This window comes from Bacillus cereus group sp. BfR-BA-01382 (genome assembly GCF_022663475.1).
GTDB lineage: Bacteria > Bacillota > Bacilli > Bacillales > Bacillaceae_G > Bacillus_A > Bacillus_A thuringiensis_S.
Genome location: NZ_JAKUFQ010000046.1, coordinates 23,028 through 41,301 on the forward strand (window position 1 = coordinate 23,028; position 18,274 = coordinate 41,301).

Sequence of the window (18,274 nt, forward strand, 5' to 3'; positions counted from 1 at the left end):
CAGTCTTCACTTATACTCTTATTCTTCTCCGAAACGCTCCACAAGTGTTGCAAGTGTACGTACCATTGCACCAGTTGCTCCAGCTGGACCTAAGTCGTGCGCGCCTTTTGTTTCTGATGTTCCAGCGATATCTAAGTGTACCCACGGTGTATCTTCAGCGAATTCGCCTAGGAATGTACCTGCCATAACCGCATGTCCTTCACGGCCTGGTGAGTTATTTAAATCAGCAAACTTACTGTTTCTCACACGTTCTTTATCACGATCAAAAATCGGTAGTTGCCAAATTGGCTCATCTGTTTCCATAGAAGCCTCTAGCACTTGCTCAAATAACTCTTCATTATTGGTCATTGCGCCTGTCGTATAGTTTCCAAGTGCAACAATTACACCGCCTGTTAATGTTGCAATATCAACAAGGTAGTTTGCACCAAGTTTTTTCGCATACGTAATACCATCAGCTAAAGCTAGACGACCTTCTGCATCCGTATTTAATACTTCAATTGTCTTTCCGCTCATAGATGTGATTACATCGTCTGGCTTAAATGCCGTACCACTTACAACGTTATCAGTTGAAGGAATAACAGCGATCACATTTTGTTCTGGGCGCAGTTCTCCGATAATTTCCATCGCACCTAATACAGCAGCTGCACCGCCCATATCACCTTTCATACCAACCATGCCTTCACGTGGTTTTAAAGAATAACCACCTGTATCGTATGTAATACCTTTTCCAACGAATCCAATGACATCCGTCCACTCTTCTTTTCCTTTATAAATAAGAGCGATCATTTTTGGTGGCTCTACACTACCTTGGTTTACTGCAAGTAACGCACCCATACCAAGATCTTCCATCTCTTCTTTCTCAAGAACTTTATAGTCCATATCATACTTCTCCGCTAACTCAACAGCATACTCAGCAAGCTTTGTCGCTGTTAATACGTTTGGCGGCATATTTACAAGTGTACGAGCCGAGTTTGTTGCACGTCCATGTACGTAGCCAACTGTTAATGCGGCTTCAATTTCTTGTGCATCTTCCGCTGTAATAGCCGTGAACTTCTCTAACTCTACACGATCCTTTTTATCTGATTTATACGTTTGTAACTCATATGTACCAAGGCCTTGTACTTCTGCTGCAATATGAGCTACATCAATCGCATCTAATTTCTCTGTTACGAAAGAATCAAGTAAGATTGCTGCATCTTGTACTTTTGCTACTTGTAATGTTTTAAACGCTTTTCCAAGAGCCGCACGTAACGTTTCTGTCGTGTAAGACTCTTTCTTGCCTAAACCAACAAAGTAATAACGTTTCACATTTGTTTTTCCTAAGCTATGTACTTTCGAAATGGCCTTTTTCTTCGTAGATAATTCTTTCTCTTCTAGTAAAACTTGTAATTGTCCTTCAAACGCTTTGTCCAGTTCTTGTACAAAACTACTCATTTTCTCTTCTTCAAATAGAGCAACAATCACTACTTCATGACCTGCTAATTCTTTTTGTACTTGAAACATGTTCAGACCCCCTAAATTTCTCTACCACCATTATAACTTTATTTTCTATAAAATGCGACAATTCTAACTACAGTTATATGACGTGTAAAATCTCCTCTATTATGAAATAAGCCAAGAAAAAAAGTCTAGCGTAATTACAACTAGACTATCTTTGTTTTAAATATTGACCACGAAACACTTGCATCGTTTCGTCTTGATTTAACATCGTTAACTCTTCTTCTGTAAACTTACCATTTCCTACTTTTACTACATACACATTTACTTTTTTCTTACCCCATTGGCTATAAACATCTTTCACCGTATCATAATATAGATCAAGACGGTTTCCTTTTATTGCACCGCCCTTATCAGCTACTACACCATACCCGTAACCTGGCACGAAGAGAATCGTTCCAATCGGGAATACGCGTAAGTCCGCAGCAATTGTGGAATATAAATCCCTTTTCACTTTAACACCTGAATATGTAATACCATACTCTGGATGCCCTGGCCTCTTACCAGTTGACTCAATCCCCGATGTATAACCTGTTGCAGTCATTTCAATTGAACGATATTTAGACCAGTCGTTTGCCTGCTCTAAAGCATTTATCACTTCTTTACTCGGAGCAACATTTCTCTTAACTTCTGCTGCATGTACTTCTTTTGCACTCGTTCCCTCATATTTCTTTACAATCTCTAATAGAGAAACTCCTGTGAAAGCATTCCATGTTACGCATAATGCAATTGCAAGTAAACAAGTCATCATAATGCGAATACAATATCGTTTTAACATTTTTATATTCCACACTCCTTCATCGTTAATCATTCCCTATACGATGAAGGAATATGCAAAAAAATAATCTCCAAATGAATTGGAGATTAAAACATTTGATATCCGCTTTTCCGAAGTTTCTTGATTACGACTCCTGCTAAAGCAGCCCCTACTAATCCAGTAGATAGAATAAATAAGTCTGCTTGTCCTAAGTGCGATACACTTGTCCCAAATGAAGAAAATGTTTCTTTCGGCTTTGAAAAATAATCCCACATACTCGCTTTATTAATAATAAGCATACAAACAATCGGATACACAATAACCATTACCCATGTAGCCCGCAAAATCATGTTGAGTAAAAATCCAATTCCAAAGAACAAAATAAAGAATAACATCATTGAAATAAGTAGTACCGGTATACTCACTCTTTTTCCCTCTCCTTCGCACGTGCCGTAAATACGTGATAAGCTGTATAACCAAATGATTCTCCTGGATTTAATGTTTTGTCCACTTCAAGATGTAGTTCTGATCTTCCTTCTAACAAATATTTAATAAGTACAGACGTATTCGGATTGTCCGCAATCTTATCTGGATGTAAGAACGCCACTTCAGACAATTCTTTCTCCTGTACAATAATATTTTCTCCTTCAGGCTCCAAAAGGAAAATAATCATATTATCACTAATTTCATCACGAATAACACCCGATCGAACACCAATGATCCCCTTCACATGAGCGACAATGCCTGTCTCTTCTAACACTTCGCGTTTCACAGCTTCATCAACTGTCTCACCTTCATTTACAAAACCAGCCGGTAAAGACCATTTCCCTTTTAATCCACTGTATTTCTTCTTAACGAATAGCCACCTGCCATCTTTTGTAGCTACTAGACCGCTAACAGCTAGCCATACCTTCCCTCGTTTCTCCATGATGTAATAACCTCCTCCATCATAACGGACAGAATATTCTTTCTTTTTTATATATTATACTATATTTTTAATATGAAAAAAGCAGAAACAGCGCTTAGCCGTTTCTGCTTTTTCTACTATATATTAAAAGAACTTTAATTTACCTTTTTTAAGAACTAATAAAGGTCCACCTAATAAGAACAGGTAGCGGTTATCGATTACTTTCTTCATGAAGGAAGCTTTCCAACCTGTTAACTTTTTACCCATAACAACACCCATTGCATCGTCATGACCTAAAGAACATACAGATCCTTTATTATCGAATGCGAATTTTTTCATTTCGCCCTTGCCACGAACTAATACAGTTAAGTTGTGTGCAATGTTGTAACCTTGTTGAATTGCAATTTGTGCTGTTGGTGGGTATGGACGGTTAATTTCTTCGTTAATAATTAACGCGGCATCACCAACCATGAATACCTCTTCGTATCCTGGAGCGTGCATGTACTCATCAACTTTTACACGTCCGCGCATTGCTTCAAAGCCAGACTCTTCTACAATACCATTACCACGAACACCTGCAGCCCAAACTACTGTTTCAGACTTAATTAATTCCGTATCATCGCCATTTGCAACGATAATTCCTTCTTCAGTTGCTTCTTTAATTGCTGTACCGATGCGGAATTCTACGCCTTTTTTCTCAAGTTGTTTTACAGCGTATTCTACTAATGCTGGATCGAAACCTGGAAGTGCTGTTGGAGCCGCTTCTACACAAATGATACGTGCTTTTTCACGTGGTACATTGTACTGTTTGCAAAGTTCAGGAACACGGTTTGCAAGCTCACCTACGTACTCGATACCAGTAAATCCAGCACCACCAACAACGATTGTTACTAACTCATCGCGCTTCTCATCTGCATATTTAGCGAAACTAGCTTCCATATGCTCACGAATTTCACGAGTTGCATTAATGTTAGCGATTGAGAATGCATGCTCTTTTAATCCTGTAATTCCGAATGTTTCTGATTCGAAACCAAGACCGATTACTAAGTAGTCATACTCTAACTCGCCGTCTTTTAAGATAATACGTTTTTCAGCAGCTTTAATTTCTACTACTGTGTCTTGTACAAAGTTCACTTTATTTGTATCAATAACGTCTTGAATATCTAGACAGATTTTTTCATCTTGTAATGTACCAGCTGCGCTCTCGTGTAACCAAGTCGCTTGGTAGTGATAGCTGTTGTTGTTTACTAACGTAATTTCAGCTTCATTTACAGATAATGCTTTTTGCAGACGAACAGTCGTAATCATCCCGCCATAACCTGCACCTAAAACTACGATTTTTGGAGTCTTCACCAAATCACAACCCTTTTCTTTATATAATAGTAATGAGAAATAATACCAAGTACTAAAAACTCTATTTGTCAAGAATGTGGAATTTATCACATTCTATATCATAACAAAACGCAGTCAAAAAATCGTACGAATTTTGTCATAGAAATTTAACATAATACTTCCCTATATTAGTCGGTTTTATTCCAGAATTCAAGCATCTGGCGAATTATCAATATTTTAAAATAACATAGCGTTTTCAAGGGTTTTTCAGCCTTTTTTTCATGTATTTTCCTTTCTGTATATTTTATACAATAAAAAAGAACCTATGCGAAAACTTACACACAATTCAGTCGTTTTCAGAAGTATTATGAACTCAAATATGCTATCATTTATTTGAAAGTGTCATCATTTGCAGGATTTTCGTGTACATATGAACAATATATGAAATCAATATCAAAATTCCATCTATAGGGGGAATGAAAGTGGCAGAAAATCAAAAAGTTTACGACATAACAATTATTGGTGGTGGTCCAACGGGACTGTTCACAGCATTTTATGGCGGTATGAGACAAGCAAGTGTAAAAATCATTGAAAGCTTACCTCAACTTGGAGGACAATTATCCGCACTCTACCCTGAAAAATACATTTATGATGTGGCTGGATTTCCAAAAGTGCGTGCACAAGAATTAGTCGATAACTTAAAAGAGCAAATGAAGAAATTTGATCCAACCGTTTGCTTAGAAGAAGCGGTTGATACGCTTGAAAAACAAGCTGATGGTATATTTAAACTTGTTACGAATAAACAAACTCACTATTCTAAATCAGTCATCATTACTGCCGGCAATGGTGCTTTCCAACCACGCCGCTTAGAATTAGAAGGTACAGCAAAATACGAAAAGAAAAACTTACATTATTTCGTTGATGATATGAATAAATTTGCTGGCAAGCGCGTCGTAGTATTTGGCGGTGGCGACTCCGCAGTAGACTGGACGATGATGTTAGAACCGATTGCTGAAAAAGTTACAATCGTTCATCGCCGTGATAAATTCCGTGCACATGAACATAGCGTCGAAAACTTAATGAATTCTCGTGCAGAAGTAAGTACACCGTATGTTCCAGTTGAACTCATTGGTGATGACAAAATTGAACAAGTCGTTCTTCAGCACGTAAAAACTGAAGAAAAAGTTATCATCGATGTTGATGACGTAATTGTAAACTACGGCTTCGTTTCTTCTCTTGGTCCAATTAAAAACTGGGGCTTAGATATACAAAAAAATAGCATTCTTGTGAATTCAAAAATGGAAACGAATATTCCTGGCATTTACGCTGCTGGTGACATTTGTACATATGAAGGAAAAGTAAAACTTATCGCTTGTGGATTTGGCGAAGCACCGACAGCAGTAAACAATGCAAAAGCTTACTTCGATCCAAATGCAAAACTTCAACCGATGCATAGCTCAAGTATGTTTTAATATAGCAATGAAAAGAACTCCTTTTACGCGAAGGAGTTTTTTATTATTGTGCTACCGTATCCTTCCAAAATATGTTACAATAAAACAGAACAAACGTTCTATTTAATAAGGGGGATATTTTAAAGATGAAAGAACCTATTATCGTAAAAAAAGAAGCTTTCCAAGCAATCGGCGTTTCGGTTACGACGACTAATGAAAAAGAAGCATCTACTGAAGGAAAAATTCCCGAGCTCTGGAACCGATACTTTCAAGAACAAATGATGCATCACATCCCAAATCAACAAACGAAAGAAACACTCGCTTTCTACTCCAACTACGAATCAGATGAAACTGGTACATATACATTTACAATCGGTATGCCCGTTTCTTCACTAAAAGAAGTTCCTGAAAATATGACAACTTTAACAATACCCGCCGCTACGTATGCGGTATTTACAACGAGAAAGGGACCAGTTGCTGAAGTCGTTTGCGAAGCTTGGGAATATATTTGGAAATGGTCGAAAGAAAATAAACGTGCTTTTACAACAGACTTTGAGCTTTATGATGAAAAAGCAACAGATCCAACCAACGTACAATTGGATATTTATATTGCATTAGCCTGAACGACAAAAAAGAAGATACCATTTGGTATCTTCTTTTTTGTCGTTAAATAGCCACTGTGCAAATTCATTATTATTGTCTACAATGAGAAAGTGCAGTATAGAAATATTAGAAACTGTATAAAGTGAAACTATAATCAGCGAGGGACATCTCTCATTGAGTATTAGCCCTCACCAATCGGGCGTTTACTGTTTTTTTAGTTTAAATTTGTCACATAGAAAGGAAGCAATATGGAGGAACTACAACAAAATAAAACTGCTTTAGAAGGAAGCGGAAAACCGTTATTAAAAAATACGAATTTCCTTTTTCTTTGGGCAGCTACTCTTTTTTCAAGCTTTGCTTTAGCCTTTTTTACTTTTTCACAAACGTGGTACATAGCAAAAACATTAAACCTTGAAGCTTCACTCGGTGTTGTTTTCGTAGCTCTTAGTGTTCCAAGGCTTATTTTTATGATTATCGGCGGCGCTGTAGCTGATAAATTCCCGAAAAAAAACATTATGTTTTACTCCAATATTATTCGAGCGATTCTTGTTGCAACCATTCTCACATGGTTTATCGTTGGTGATGTAACACTATATACATTTGCTTTATTCGCTTTATTCTTTGGACTTGCCGATGCTTTCTTCTGGTCAGCAGATGGATCTATCTTACCGGAATTGGTAGAAAAAAGCCGGTTAACACAAGCGAATTCACTTACACAAATGACGAACCAAGCATCGGTCATCTTAGGCCCTGTACTTGGCGGAATTCTTATCAAATTCACAAACTACGAGACAATATTTTCTATTACAATTTTATTACTGATTGTCGCGGCCATACTCGTTCAAAAAATACAATTTACGATGCCAGAACTAAAAGATACGGATAAAGGTATGTTCACTTCCATTAAAGAAGGAATCTTATATGTAAAGGAATCACCATTCCTTTCAACTTTCCTTATTTGTAGCGCCTTTTTAAACTTATTTTTGATCGGCCCGATGCAAGTTGGTTTCCCGCTTTTTGTTAAAAACGTGCTGCATGGTGATTCACTCCAGTTTAGTTACTTAGAAGCATCTGTAGGCGGCGGAATGGCAATCGGTGCTGTCATTGTCGGTTTAAGAAATATTAATCGTAGGCGCGGTCTTTTTTGTATTATCATGATGCTATTGTCTGGTGTATTCTTCTTAGCCATCAACTTTAGCACCGTACTTTGGCAAGCACTATTAGCCGGCATGTTTTATGGTATTACAATTGCAATGGCTATCGTTCCGCTTATGGCGATGATTCAATCGACAGTAAAAGAGGAAATGATGGGACGCGTAATGAGCTTACTTATGCTATCATCAATGGGCTTTATCCCGCTCTCTTATGCATTCACATCAATCGCACTTGCACTGGGAATTCCAATCGTAACCGTTATGAAAAGCGGTGCAATTGCTGTTATCGTCTTCGTACTATTTGTAGCGATTCGTGTTCCAGTTGTAAGAAAGTTCGACTAGCTACTTGGAGTCATGTATTATACGCATGGCTCCTTTTTAAATGGATCAAATAACGCTATCCCCTTACTTCTTCTCAGTGCTGCTCCCCATTCTAATCCAACCTCTAAAAATAAATCTCGCACTGTACTATATAAAAGTGCCTTCACATTTTTACGGATTTCCCCGTATTTATAAGCTCTCACGACACTCTTCACTCGCCAAATGAAATTTCCATACACTTCTTCATCAGCTAATATTTGCTCTAGTAAAACACCTTGCTCTAGCAATCCGCTCTTTTTATATGCAAGTTCTACCTTACTCCAAAATATATTAATCTTCTTCGGATTACTCGTCATCGGCAGAAGTGCGTATATAAAAGGCTTCGGTATATCATGACGGCAATACGTCTCATCAAGCTCGTACGTTATTTTTCTTTTCTCTTTTATTTGTGGAATGTTTTTAGAAAGAATTGTTTCCCTCTCGTTTTTTTGTTCCTTTCCGCTACAGCCAGCTGCATAATCCTCACTTTTACAAGCGGACATTTTCATACGGTCATCCATGCGGTCAATTGCAGATATAAGAAAAATATATAAATTCGCACTATACCCGCCGCGCTTATGTCTTTCTTTTGTTGCAACACGCTTTATAATTCCTAGTCCCTCTAACTTTGCAATTGAACGGCGTACTGTACGAATACTCTTTCCAACATTCTTCGCAATCGTCTCCATTAACGGACAGGCGACTCCTACTGTTTTTTGTTTCTCATTCACCGCATACTTTCCTAAAAAATGAATAATGATAGAATCAGTTTTATTCAATTGAAATCGGTAGCACTTCAAAACTTGTTTTTGATATGTATTAAACTCTTCTTTACTTCGAAATTCACTATATGGTTTCATTAAATTATATAAGCTTCCCATTTATATCACCTCATTTATAAGTAAGAGGCAGGAAGAGAATTTGGCGTGGAATTTAATATTTTTTTAATGGAGATGAAAATATGATCGTAATTAGCGCTTGTTTAGGTGGTATCGCTTGTCGATATGACGGAAATGACAATCTCGTTTCAAAAATAGAGGAGCTTCTGCAAAAAGAAGATACCGTCCTCATTTGTCCTGAAGTATTAGGGGGACTACCAACGCCTCGTCCTTCCGCTGAAATTATTGGCGGGAATGGCGACGACGTTTTGGACGGAAAAGCGAAAGTGATGACAAAAGATGGTGAAGATGTCACAGAAGCTTTCGTAAATGGCGCTTATAAAGCATTAGAACAAATTAAAAATTTACAACCAGAATATATTATTTTAAAGGAACGTAGTCCATCTTGTGGTAGTTCTACGATTTATACTGGAGAATTTAACGGTAATAAGCAAACTGGTTACGGGGTAACTACTGCTTTATTTAAAAGATACGGATTTAAAGTCTTTTCAGAAGAAGAATTTGAAAGCAAAAAAAGGAATTGACCCTGTTCGTCAATTCCTTTTCTATCTGTCTTATTTCACGCCTAATTTTTCTTTCACTTTCGCTGGAAGCTCGTCTTTCTTCACTTCTTCCCAAGCTGTTACACCTTTTTTATCTGAGTTGTATACGCGTAGGAATGCTTCTTTACGAAGGTTTTTTTGTGCTGTGAATTCCAATTCTTTTTCTTCTCCACCTTTATCGAATCCTTTTAATTTATACTCGAAATATTTATGTGGCTCTCCGTTATCAAACTTCTCATTTTTTTCAATTCCATCAGCTTTAATTTGAAGATAATACTCATCTTTTCCTAAACGATTAATATCACAACCAACTAACAGACTTGCAAATACAACTAAAATACTAAATAGTGCAATGTATCTTTTCATTTCCTTCACCTCATATGTTTTTCTTATATTCTTATCTTAAAGCGCAGAGCTTAAAGAAGAAATTCAAAAACATGACATGAACATTACACTTTTGTAAGATAATAATTATTTCTTCACTTTAGAAATCGTCATTCCATCACCAATTGGAACGAGTACAGATTCTAAATGCAAGTCGTTTTCTATTATTTCATTAAACTTCTTCATAACTTCTGTATAACGTTTTTGTTTCGCACACTCATCACCTACACTACCGCCAATAACGTCTTTCACGCCAATTTCGCCACTTATCACGTAATTTCCTTATACCGTTTATTACGCCTTCTATTATGCCCTCAATTATAATCTCTATTACAAGATATCTCACTAAACTAATAATAGGTTTAATTACGTATCTCCCTATGAATTCAAGAATATCCTCCATCATATTTTCCTCCTTCTTTCAAAAGGAAGCTGCTACTACGCGTCCTCTTACGTTCAGTTACAACCGCTGTCCTACTGCGATATATACCAACAAGAATAATACGACAACAACATCCACAATAACGCTATTGAATTTGGAAGAAACTTCGGTAAATACTGATACTATAGTTAACATGGCTAATAAAAACACTTTCCATCTATATTCGGGTATGCTCCCAAAAACTTTATAAAATCAACGAAAACTTTACTACAACTCTTCCCGTAACTAATTTATTATCGTGGTAAACCGTCTTCCACTACATCCGTAACAGTTCCATTCGGTTCAAAGATTACACGTAATGATCCTTCTCCACCATAACCAGTATAGTCATATACTGAATAAGATTTATATTTCTCAATCACATGTGGCTGTCCAATTGCAGCTTTTACCTGATTCGCAGGCATACCTTTTTTGATTTTCAAATAGTGATTGTAACTTACTGCTGCCGAATTGTTATTTACATCTTTATACCACGGTACACGATCGTTTTTTTCTTCATATTCCTTTACAGGCTCTTCAATACGTTTCGTAGATACCCGATTCTCTTTACCTTTCTCTGTATCTTTCTCTGTATCTTTCTCTGTATCTTTCTCTGTATCCTTTATAGCAGTACGTTCAATATTCACAACGTAACCATATGTATTTAATTCAACCATAATTTCATATGTACCATCCGTATCTTTTTCAGTATAAAATACGCGTTTTTCATTGTTATTATAATGTTTTATGTTCTCACCACCGTAGTCAATCGTATTAAGAATATCCGTATACATCATACCTTCCTCAATCTTTTTAGATTCATCATGAGAAATGTAACGCTTCTGTGATGATGGAGCGTCCTCATTTTTAATACTTTCACGTTTACTCGTAGTCATAGGTGTTTTCTTCTGTTCTTTTAGTACGTCACCTTCCGCCTTCGCTGGTTGCTTTACTCCTACTTTTGTTAATACGTCTGTATCGCTAGAACAAGCTCCCAAAATCGATACTGTAGTCAACGCCATCCCTACTATAAGTACTCTCTTAAATGACTTCACTCTAATCCCCCCGGTATTTTTTAATATTTAGTAATCAACGTATTTTAATTAATACGGAACTATTCAGTTCTATACAATTTGCTATAGCCTTCTCCCTCATGCACCTTTTTTATATAAAGTGAAACTTTAATCAGCCCTCACCAATCGGGCTTTTATGGAATAAATCTACCTATTAGTCATAACCGATGCAGCTACAGCTAATCCAAACATGGTCACCAATCATCTTCGTTACAAATATTAACATTAAATATAACTAATAAATAGTATATTTCTCCTATTCATTTACATTTCTGTTGCATAATCTTATCTTAAAACGAACAATATGAAACTCGATTAATCATATATCCCATATATAATAACATTTAAATTAAATTCTAAAGTAACTTTACATGCATTTTCTGTTTTAACGCCAAAATAAAAGACCTTCCTAACGATTTTATTCTATCGCTAAAAAGGTCTTTCCTATTTTGGCTAAAAACTTAGCACTCTTCTGGCTTACCAGCATTCGTCGCTGTACGGAAAGATGATCCAAATCTGCATGATGCGATTGTGTATAGATAATCAATCTTGAATTATGCGTTCAATTTAAAGCAGTTTAAAAAATAATAATTCCTTATTCAATTAACATATGCATTAGTTTAACAACCTAATGCTGCTGTACCAACTGATAGTTTAGTTTTCAATATGTGAAAAGGGATTTCTAAATGATGAATTGAATATATATTTATTGTTTACTCGTTTTTGAGAGGTTCCTTTATGGGAAGATAAGCTTTACTATATTCCTGTACTTCACACAGTTCTATAATAACTAATAGTGATGCTGTGACGTGATTTTCTATTAGTGAGATAAAGTATTTTTCAATTCATTTATTATAAATTGCGACTCTCGTCCTCAAGAATTATTTCTTTTGGGTGAAAGTTTTTTTATGATATAAGTTTCATTCTGTCGTAATTTAAAGGTTTCGAGAGGAGAAATAATATGAATCCTATTTTATTAGATGTTCCGTTACAAATAGAAACAGACAGACTCATTCTTCGAGCACCACTTCAAGCAGGTGAAGGGGATATAGTACAACAAGCTATTAAAGATTCCATTAATGAATTAAAGCAATGGTTGTCTTTATTTCAGTCCATTCCTACTGTTGAAGAAACGGAAATTCTTCTGAGAAATGCACATATAGATTTTTTGAAAAGAGAAAGCTTTCGCTATCTTATCTACCATAAGGAGACGAATGATTTTGTTGGAACGGCTAGCCTTCATCGAATTAATTGGAAGGTTTCTAAATGCGAAATTGGATATTGGATTAACACGCAATTTAGTGGCAGTGGATATATGACAGAAACAGTAAGTGCGTTAACAAACCTTGGATTTCAGTTATTCAAATTTAGAAGGATTGAAATACGATGTGAATGTAATAACACGAAAAGTCGTGCACTCCCTGAAAAACTAGGCTTTGAACTTGAAGGGATATTACGTAATGAAGATTTTTCAGCTGACGGCAAACAACTAACTGATACTTGCATCTATGCAAAAATAAAGTGAAATATTGATTAGCCTTGGTAATCGGGCTTTTACGGCAAAAGAAAAGACCTCCTTAACGATTTTATTTCATCGCTAAAAAGGTCTTTTTCTATTTCGGCTAAAAACTTAGCACTCTTCTGGCTTACCAGCATTCGTCGCTGTACGGAAAGATGATCCGCATCCGCATGATGCGATTGCGTTTGGATTGTCGATTGTGAATCCGCCGCCAAGCATCGATTGTTTATAATCAATTTTTACTCCTTTAACAATTGGAGCACTTTCTGTATCGATAACAAATTCAACACCGAAAAACTCAAGAACTGTGTCGTCTTCTTTTGGTTCTACTTCAAATCCTAAGCCGTAAGAAAGGCCAGTACATCCGCCGCCGTGTACAGCAAGGCGCACGTACTTCTCTCCATCTTCAGCATCTTTTAACATATCTTTAATTTGAAAAGCTGCTTGTTCTGTTACTTCAATCATGAAATACACCATCCTTTCTGTTCTCATTCTATTATACATCTTTACGCTTCTATCTTGTACTCATACACTCCGCGGCAAATTACTTCCGCAGGCCCTTTCATCAACACGTTTCCTTCTTCAGTCCAAGCAATCATTAAATCGCCGCCAGCTAAATGGACTGTAATTTCCTTACCACGTTCCATCTTTCCATTTAAAATAGCAGCGACAACTGCAGCGCACGCTCCTGTTCCGCAAGCTTGCGTTACACCAGATCCACGTTCCCAAACGCGGAAATTCATCTCTGCATCATTCAAAATCTCGATGAATTCAACATTTACTCGCTCTGGGAACATTTCATGTGTCTCCAGGACTGGACCAAGTGTTGTAAGAGGTGCTTGCTCTACATCATCAACAAAAATAACCGCATGCGGATTCCCCATTGAAACAGCTGTAAATGCATAGCGATGATTATTGTATAAGAAGTTTTCACGAATAAATGGTGTTTCACCTTCACCAAGCATCGGTATTTCTGCACGTGTTAAACGCGGTGCTCCCATATCGATTTTCGCTAATGTAACTTTCCCTTCTTCTACCGTTACTTCCGCTGTTACAATACCAGCTAACGTTTCAATTGTGAAAACTGTTTCTTCTACTAGTTTATGCTCATACGCATATTTCGCTACGCATCGTAAACCGTTACCACAACTCTTTCCTTCTGAACCATCATTATTAAACATGCGCATTTTCACCGGAGCTACGTCAGATGGACAAATTAAAATCATCCCATCTGCTCCAATACCAGTATTAATATTTGAAACCTTTTCCGCCACAAGAACTAAATCTTCTTCAGGAATTTGTTCTTCAAACATATTTACATATATATAACTATTGCCAAGACCATGCATTTTTGTAAAAGAAAATTGGCTCATTTATATTCACTCCAAAAATAATTTGTTATTTTAAGTATAGAATGCATGCTTTTAGAACACAATATGAATGTCCCCCGTTTCTCATATTTGACAACGTTTGGCGATGAGCCACTCTTACACACATTGTGTAAGAAAAAAGCCCTTCTAAAAAGGGCCTTTTTTTATTTATCTATAGTATTAAACTACCCTACGAAATAACATTTTATCTAATGAAAAAGGTGCTGCTGATTGCAACACCTTAAAACATTGGATTTTCATCCAAATAATCATATACATTATTGACCAGTTCTTCTACTGTAGCACCTTGTACAACTTCACCATTTACAAGTGCAAACGGTCCTTCAAAACAAATGCCACAATATCCTAAACAACCATACTCCATTACATCTAAATTCGGATCTTTTTCTAATTTCTCTAAAGCTGCTTGTGAACCACTTGCAAGGTTACCTACACAAAATTCAATTAATGGTTTAATCAAAATTCTCCCCCCTGTACTACAAAACAAATTACCTTCTGACTTCATCTATAAGAAGAAAACTAAGCTGTCTCTTGTTGTTTTCGTTATACATCCTAAACTATTTAGTTACTTCACTATTTCACTTCAAAGTAGATGGTTTTATTTTATATAACATGCTACTTGCAATAAAATAGTAACTAAAAAGGCAAAACAGTTTACTTTACTTTTCTTCTTATTGTACAACAGAGTATTCATTCATGCATTGTTATTTGTTCACAAATTCGATATAATTTGATTGAGTAAAGTCAAAATATTTTATTAATATAAAATTTTATGATTAGGGGATATTTCAACAGAAAAGGGGTAATCCATCATGAAACACCTCGTAATACTAGGTGGCGGCTACGGTGGAATGAGAATTCTACAAAGGCTACTTCCAAGCAACCAACTTCCAGATGATGTACAAGTGACATTAATCGACAAAGTACCATATCATTGCTTCAAAACTGAATATTATGCATTAGTTGCGGGTACTATTTCAGAAACACATATTCGTATACCGTTTCCCGAGCACCCACGCCTCAATATTCAATACGGCACAATAACAAATATTGATCTCGAAGAAAAAGCTGTTCATCTCGATGGCGGCGAAGCGATCCAATATGATGATTTAATTATCGGTCTTGGCTGTGAGGATAAATATCATAACGTTCCTGGGGCGAAAGAATATACACATAGCCTACAATCGATTGAACAAACACGTAAGACATATGAACAATTAAATAGTCTAGAACCAAATGCAACAGTAGCTGTCGTTGGCGCTGGCTTAAGTGGTGTGGAAGTTGCCAGTGAACTTCGCGAAAGCCGTTCTGATTTAAAAATCTATTTATTTGATCGAAAAGATAGAATTTTATTCCCGTATCCAGAGAAATTAAGTAGATACGTAGAAGAATGGTTCGTAAAACATAAAGTTACTATTATAAGAAACTCTAACATTACAAAAGTGGAACCAAATATTGTGTATAACCACGATGAACCACTTGAATGTGATGCAATCGTCTGGACAGCTGGTATTCAAGCAAATGAAGTTGTTCGAAACCTTCCAGTTGAACAAGATGGTAGCGGACGGGTTGTCTTAACTAAATATCATAATATTCCAAATAACGAGCACGTGTATGTTGTAGGAGATTGCGCAGCACTTCCACACGCTCCATCTGCCCAACTTGCTGAAGGTCAAGGAGAGCAAATTGTCCAAATATTATTAAAACGTTGGAACAATGAACCACTTCCTGACGAACTACCTATAATCAAATTAAAAGGTGTTCTCGGCTCTCTTGGTAAGAAGCATGGCTTCGGTTTACTTGCAAACCAACCATTAATGGGACGTGTACCAAGATTATTAAAATCCGGTCTACTTTGGATGTACAAATATCATAAGGGTTAATATCTTACAGGCTGTCTACTATGTAGACAGCCTCTTTGCATCAGTTTTTAAAAATTATCAGACACATCTTTCTCAATATGTATAATGATTTATTTTTCATTTTTATATTAAAAACTATTGATAAACAGTGTATGCTATTTGTAAGTTGTCTTATTATTTCCTTTAAGACCGAATTCATTCGGTCTTATTTTTTATGTGATAAATACTTTTGTAGGAGGCATTACATTCAACTTATGAACTTATCGAAACTAAACAATCGAATAGAAGCGAAAAAGAAAGAGTTAATCTATCTCGGTGAACGATACGGATTAACTCATAATAAAGTGATTTCTTTCAGCCAAGAATTAGATCGTTTACTTAACTTATTAATAAAACTCAAGATGAAGAAAAAACGTTGCTCTTTATAACCCTTATCCTCCCTTTTTTGATACGATATAAATAGAATCAGAAAGGAGCGATTTATGTTTATATTAAAAGACGTTATATATAAAGATATCCTACACATTCCTTATTTACAGATTCAAAATGAAAAAATCACTTGCATTATCGGTGAAAGTGGAAGTGGAAAAAGCACATTGCTTCGCATGTTAAACGATTTACAATCTCCAACATCCGGTACAATTGAATATAACGGAAAGTTAATTTCTGATTATCCGCCTATTCAATTACGTCGTGACGTAGTTATGCTTGGGCAAACTCCACCTATTTTTGATGGAACCGTTAAAGAAAACCTATTAACGGGACTTCGTCTTTCTGAAAAACCATTTCCAAATGATGATGCCCTGCGGAGTGCATTACAAACCGTTAGCTTAGACAAGCAATTAGAAGATAGCGCCTCCTCATTATCCGGCGGTGAAAAACAAAGACTTGCCTTTGCTCGTATTGTACTTATGGATCCGCCTGTCTATTTATTAGATGAACCCACTTCAGCACTAGACAATGATACAGAACGCCGCGTTATGAAACAATTTACTGAACTAGCACGAAAAAAGAAAAAAACAGTTATCTTCATCACACACTCGCAACAACTTCCAAAAGAAATTGCAGACGACATTATTGAAATTAGTAAAACAAACGGTGCAACTAGAAAGGAAGTGCTCTCTATTGAAGGGCGTTATTGAACTCCAAATTTGGCAACTGGCGGCTGCCTATATTTTTATCCTTATCTTAATTGGACTTGTAAAATTAAAAGGAATACCTCGTGAAAAACAAATCGCGCTCGCAACATTCCGTATGACGATTCAGCTCGTACTTGTTGCATATGTCCTTACATACGTATTTGAAAACAGTAATCCATTTTATACAATTGCTCTCATTACTTCTATTACTACCTTTGCAATTTTTAATATTTATAAACGAGTTAATATCCTAATGTCTAAAGAATTAAAACGAGTAGCCGCCCTTTCCATGGTCGCTGGATCAATTGGGCCACTTCTACTATTTATCTTTGTTATTATCGGTCATGACCCTTGGTATGCTCCGCAATATATCGTCCCTATTACGGGAATGTTAGTCGGTAATGCCATGACTGGTGTTTCTCTCGGCGCAAATACGTTCTTAAACAATATGAAATCGCAAAGAGGTCAAATTGAAGGTGCACTTATGCTCGGCGCAACACCGAAAGAAGCAGCTGCTCCGCTCATTCGAGACGCTTTTGATTCTGCTATTTTACCAACAATTAATTCTATGGTCGGAATGGGAATTATAAGCTTACCAGGCATGATGACTGGTCAAATATTATCCGGTGTATCACCATTCACAGCCATTCAATATCAAATCGCTATCATACTCGGTATTTCAGGAAGTACCGCTTTCGCTGTCATTATCTTTTTACAGCTTGGATATAAAACGTTCTTTAATAAGCGATGTCAGTTGAAAGAGGTTGACTATGATGCGAAGTGAATCGTAACTTTCGCTCAGTAAATGATGCCCTGTTCTCGGTGAGTGAAATTATATCAACGATTTTTCAAATATATCTATCATAACTTACAATATATCAACGATTTTGCACGAAATATCGATTTACCGACAAAAAGTGACATAATAAAAAGAGGAGGCTATTCGCCCCCTCTTTTTATTGTCTTACGCCTTCTTAACGAAC

At 36.4% G+C, this 18,274-nt stretch carries 21 protein-coding genes and 1 pseudogene; 9 read left to right on the forward strand and 13 right to left on the reverse strand.

Going from position 1 to position 18,274, the window contains the following annotated elements; genetic code table 11:
* Nucleotides 1–18 precede the first annotated feature (18 nt).
* The 5 genes from pepA to MR160_RS18430 all read right to left on the reverse strand — a co-directional run bounded on the left by pepA (nt 19) and on the right by MR160_RS18430 (nt 4,514).
* A complete protein-coding gene (gene pepA / locus MR160_RS18410) occupies nt 19–1,503 on the reverse strand; it encodes a cytosol aminopeptidase (protein ID WP_063675934.1) in 1,485 nt (494 codons plus the stop codon).
* 145 nt (nt 1,504–1,648) lie between these two features.
* Nucleotides 1,649–2,275 carry a 3D domain-containing protein gene (locus tag MR160_RS18415; protein ID WP_000920103.1) on the reverse strand — a complete coding sequence of 209 codons (627 nt, stop codon included), beginning with the start codon at nt 2,273–2,275 and terminating at the stop codon, nt 1,649–1,651.
* 86 nt (nt 2,276–2,361) lie between these two features.
* Complete coding sequence (locus tag MR160_RS18420) at nt 2,362–2,679, reverse strand: YuiB family protein (protein WP_000027012.1); 318 nt, start codon at nt 2,677–2,679, stop codon at nt 2,362–2,364.
* Entirely contained in the window at nt 2,676–3,182 is a 507-nt protein-coding gene (locus MR160_RS18425; protein WP_242297846.1) for an NUDIX hydrolase, read from the reverse strand. The genes MR160_RS18420 and MR160_RS18425 overlap by 4 nt, the downstream gene beginning before the upstream one ends.
* A 123-nt stretch (nt 3,183–3,305) precedes the next feature.
* A complete protein-coding gene (locus MR160_RS18430) occupies nt 3,306–4,514 on the reverse strand; it encodes an NAD(P)/FAD-dependent oxidoreductase (protein ID WP_000856602.1) in 1,209 nt (402 codons plus the stop codon).
* Nucleotides 4,515–4,975: 461 nt separating this feature from the next.
* Between MR160_RS18430 and MR160_RS18435 the strand changes: the two genes are divergently transcribed.
* The 3 genes from MR160_RS18435 to MR160_RS18445 all read left to right on the forward strand — a co-directional run bounded on the left by MR160_RS18435 (nt 4,976) and on the right by MR160_RS18445 (nt 8,043).
* Entirely contained in the window at nt 4,976–5,965 is a 990-nt protein-coding gene (locus MR160_RS18435; RefSeq protein WP_000829785.1) for an NAD(P)/FAD-dependent oxidoreductase, read from the forward strand.
* Between the two features lie 125 nt (nt 5,966–6,090).
* Nucleotides 6,091–6,567: a GyrI-like domain-containing protein gene (locus MR160_RS18440; RefSeq protein WP_000662574.1), complete on the forward strand. Its 477-nt coding sequence runs from the start codon at nt 6,091–6,093 to the stop codon at nt 6,565–6,567.
* 228 nt (nt 6,568–6,795) lie between these two features.
* Nucleotides 6,796–8,043 carry an MFS transporter gene (locus MR160_RS18445; RefSeq protein ID WP_000391930.1) on the forward strand — a complete coding sequence of 416 codons (1,248 nt, stop codon included), beginning with the start codon at nt 6,796–6,798 and terminating at the stop codon, nt 8,041–8,043.
* A 17-nt stretch (nt 8,044–8,060) separates the two neighbouring features.
* Here MR160_RS18445 and MR160_RS18450 read toward each other — a convergent pair whose 3' ends face one another.
* Nucleotides 8,061–8,942, reverse strand: coding sequence for a helix-turn-helix domain-containing protein (locus MR160_RS18450; RefSeq protein ID WP_000535257.1), 882 nt, complete (start codon nt 8,940–8,942; stop codon nt 8,061–8,063).
* An 80-nt stretch (nt 8,943–9,022) separates the two neighbouring features.
* On the opposite strand from MR160_RS18450, the gene MR160_RS18455 reads away from it, so the two are divergent.
* Nucleotides 9,023–9,484 (forward strand): 2-thiouracil desulfurase family protein, encoded by a 462-nt coding sequence (locus MR160_RS18455; RefSeq protein WP_000635492.1) that lies wholly within the window; start codon nt 9,023–9,025, stop codon nt 9,482–9,484.
* A gap of 30 nt (nt 9,485–9,514) precedes the next feature.
* Here MR160_RS18455 and MR160_RS18460 read toward each other — a convergent pair whose 3' ends face one another.
* From MR160_RS18460 to MR160_RS18480, 4 genes and pseudogenes are all read right to left on the reverse strand, one after another.
* Nucleotides 9,515–9,868, reverse strand: a complete 354-nt coding sequence (locus MR160_RS18460; RefSeq protein WP_000833121.1) for a YxeA family protein — start codon at nt 9,866–9,868, stop codon at nt 9,515–9,517.
* A 105-nt stretch (nt 9,869–9,973) separates the two neighbouring features.
* Complete coding sequence (locus MR160_RS18465) at nt 9,974–10,159, reverse strand: O-methyltransferase (protein WP_002083726.1); 186 nt, start codon at nt 10,157–10,159, stop codon at nt 9,974–9,976.
* A gap of 402 nt (nt 10,160–10,561) precedes the next feature.
* On the reverse strand, nt 10,562–11,362 hold the full coding sequence (locus tag MR160_RS18475) for a hypothetical protein (protein WP_086396217.1): 801 nt from the start codon (nt 11,360–11,362) through the stop codon (nt 10,562–10,564).
* A 479-nt stretch (nt 11,363–11,841) separates the two neighbouring features.
* Nucleotides 11,842–11,919 (reverse strand): annotated as a pseudogene (locus MR160_RS18480) (hypothetical protein); the annotation flags it as partial.
* 422 nt (nt 11,920–12,341) lie between these two features.
* Here MR160_RS18480 and MR160_RS18485 point away from each other — a divergent pair.
* Nucleotides 12,342–12,905 (forward strand): GNAT family N-acetyltransferase, encoded by a 564-nt coding sequence (locus tag MR160_RS18485; RefSeq protein ID WP_071712666.1) that lies wholly within the window; start codon nt 12,342–12,344, stop codon nt 12,903–12,905.
* Nucleotides 12,906–13,010: 105 nt separating this feature from the next.
* Here MR160_RS18485 and MR160_RS18490 read toward each other — a convergent pair whose 3' ends face one another.
* The 3 genes from MR160_RS18490 to MR160_RS18500 all read right to left on the reverse strand — a co-directional run bounded on the left by MR160_RS18490 (nt 13,011) and on the right by MR160_RS18500 (nt 14,750).
* The gene (locus MR160_RS18490) at nt 13,011–13,364 is read right to left on the reverse strand and encodes a HesB/IscA family protein (RefSeq protein ID WP_000573830.1); all 354 of its coding nucleotides are present in this window, start codon (nt 13,362–13,364) and stop codon (nt 13,011–13,013) included.
* 41 nt (nt 13,365–13,405) lie between these two features.
* A complete protein-coding gene (gene dapF, locus MR160_RS18495) occupies nt 13,406–14,272 on the reverse strand; it encodes a diaminopimelate epimerase (RefSeq protein ID WP_000077409.1) in 867 nt (288 codons plus the stop codon).
* Nucleotides 14,273–14,510: 238 nt separating this feature from the next.
* Nucleotides 14,511–14,750, reverse strand: coding sequence for a YuzB family protein (locus MR160_RS18500; protein ID WP_000595025.1), 240 nt, complete (start codon nt 14,748–14,750; stop codon nt 14,511–14,513).
* Nucleotides 14,751–15,102: 352 nt separating this feature from the next.
* On the opposite strand from MR160_RS18500, the gene MR160_RS18505 reads away from it, so the two are divergent.
* From MR160_RS18505 to MR160_RS18520, 4 genes are all read left to right on the forward strand, one after another.
* Complete coding sequence (locus MR160_RS18505; protein ID WP_000682066.1) at nt 15,103–16,173, forward strand: NAD(P)/FAD-dependent oxidoreductase; 1,071 nt, start codon at nt 15,103–15,105, stop codon at nt 16,171–16,173.
* 233 nt (nt 16,174–16,406) lie between these two features.
* Nucleotides 16,407–16,580, forward strand: a complete 174-nt coding sequence (locus tag MR160_RS18510) for an aspartyl-phosphate phosphatase Spo0E family protein (RefSeq protein ID WP_141403422.1) — start codon at nt 16,407–16,409, stop codon at nt 16,578–16,580.
* A gap of 54 nt (nt 16,581–16,634) precedes the next feature.
* On the forward strand, nt 16,635–17,294 hold the full coding sequence (locus MR160_RS18515) for an ABC transporter ATP-binding protein (protein WP_000470267.1): 660 nt from the start codon (nt 16,635–16,637) through the stop codon (nt 17,292–17,294).
* Nucleotides 17,278–18,075 carry an ABC transporter permease gene (locus MR160_RS18520; protein WP_242297847.1) on the forward strand — a complete coding sequence of 266 codons (798 nt, stop codon included), beginning with the start codon at nt 17,278–17,280 and terminating at the stop codon, nt 18,073–18,075. Before MR160_RS18515 ends, MR160_RS18520 begins: the two co-directional genes overlap by 17 nt.
* Nucleotides 18,076–18,274: the final 199 nt, after the last annotated feature.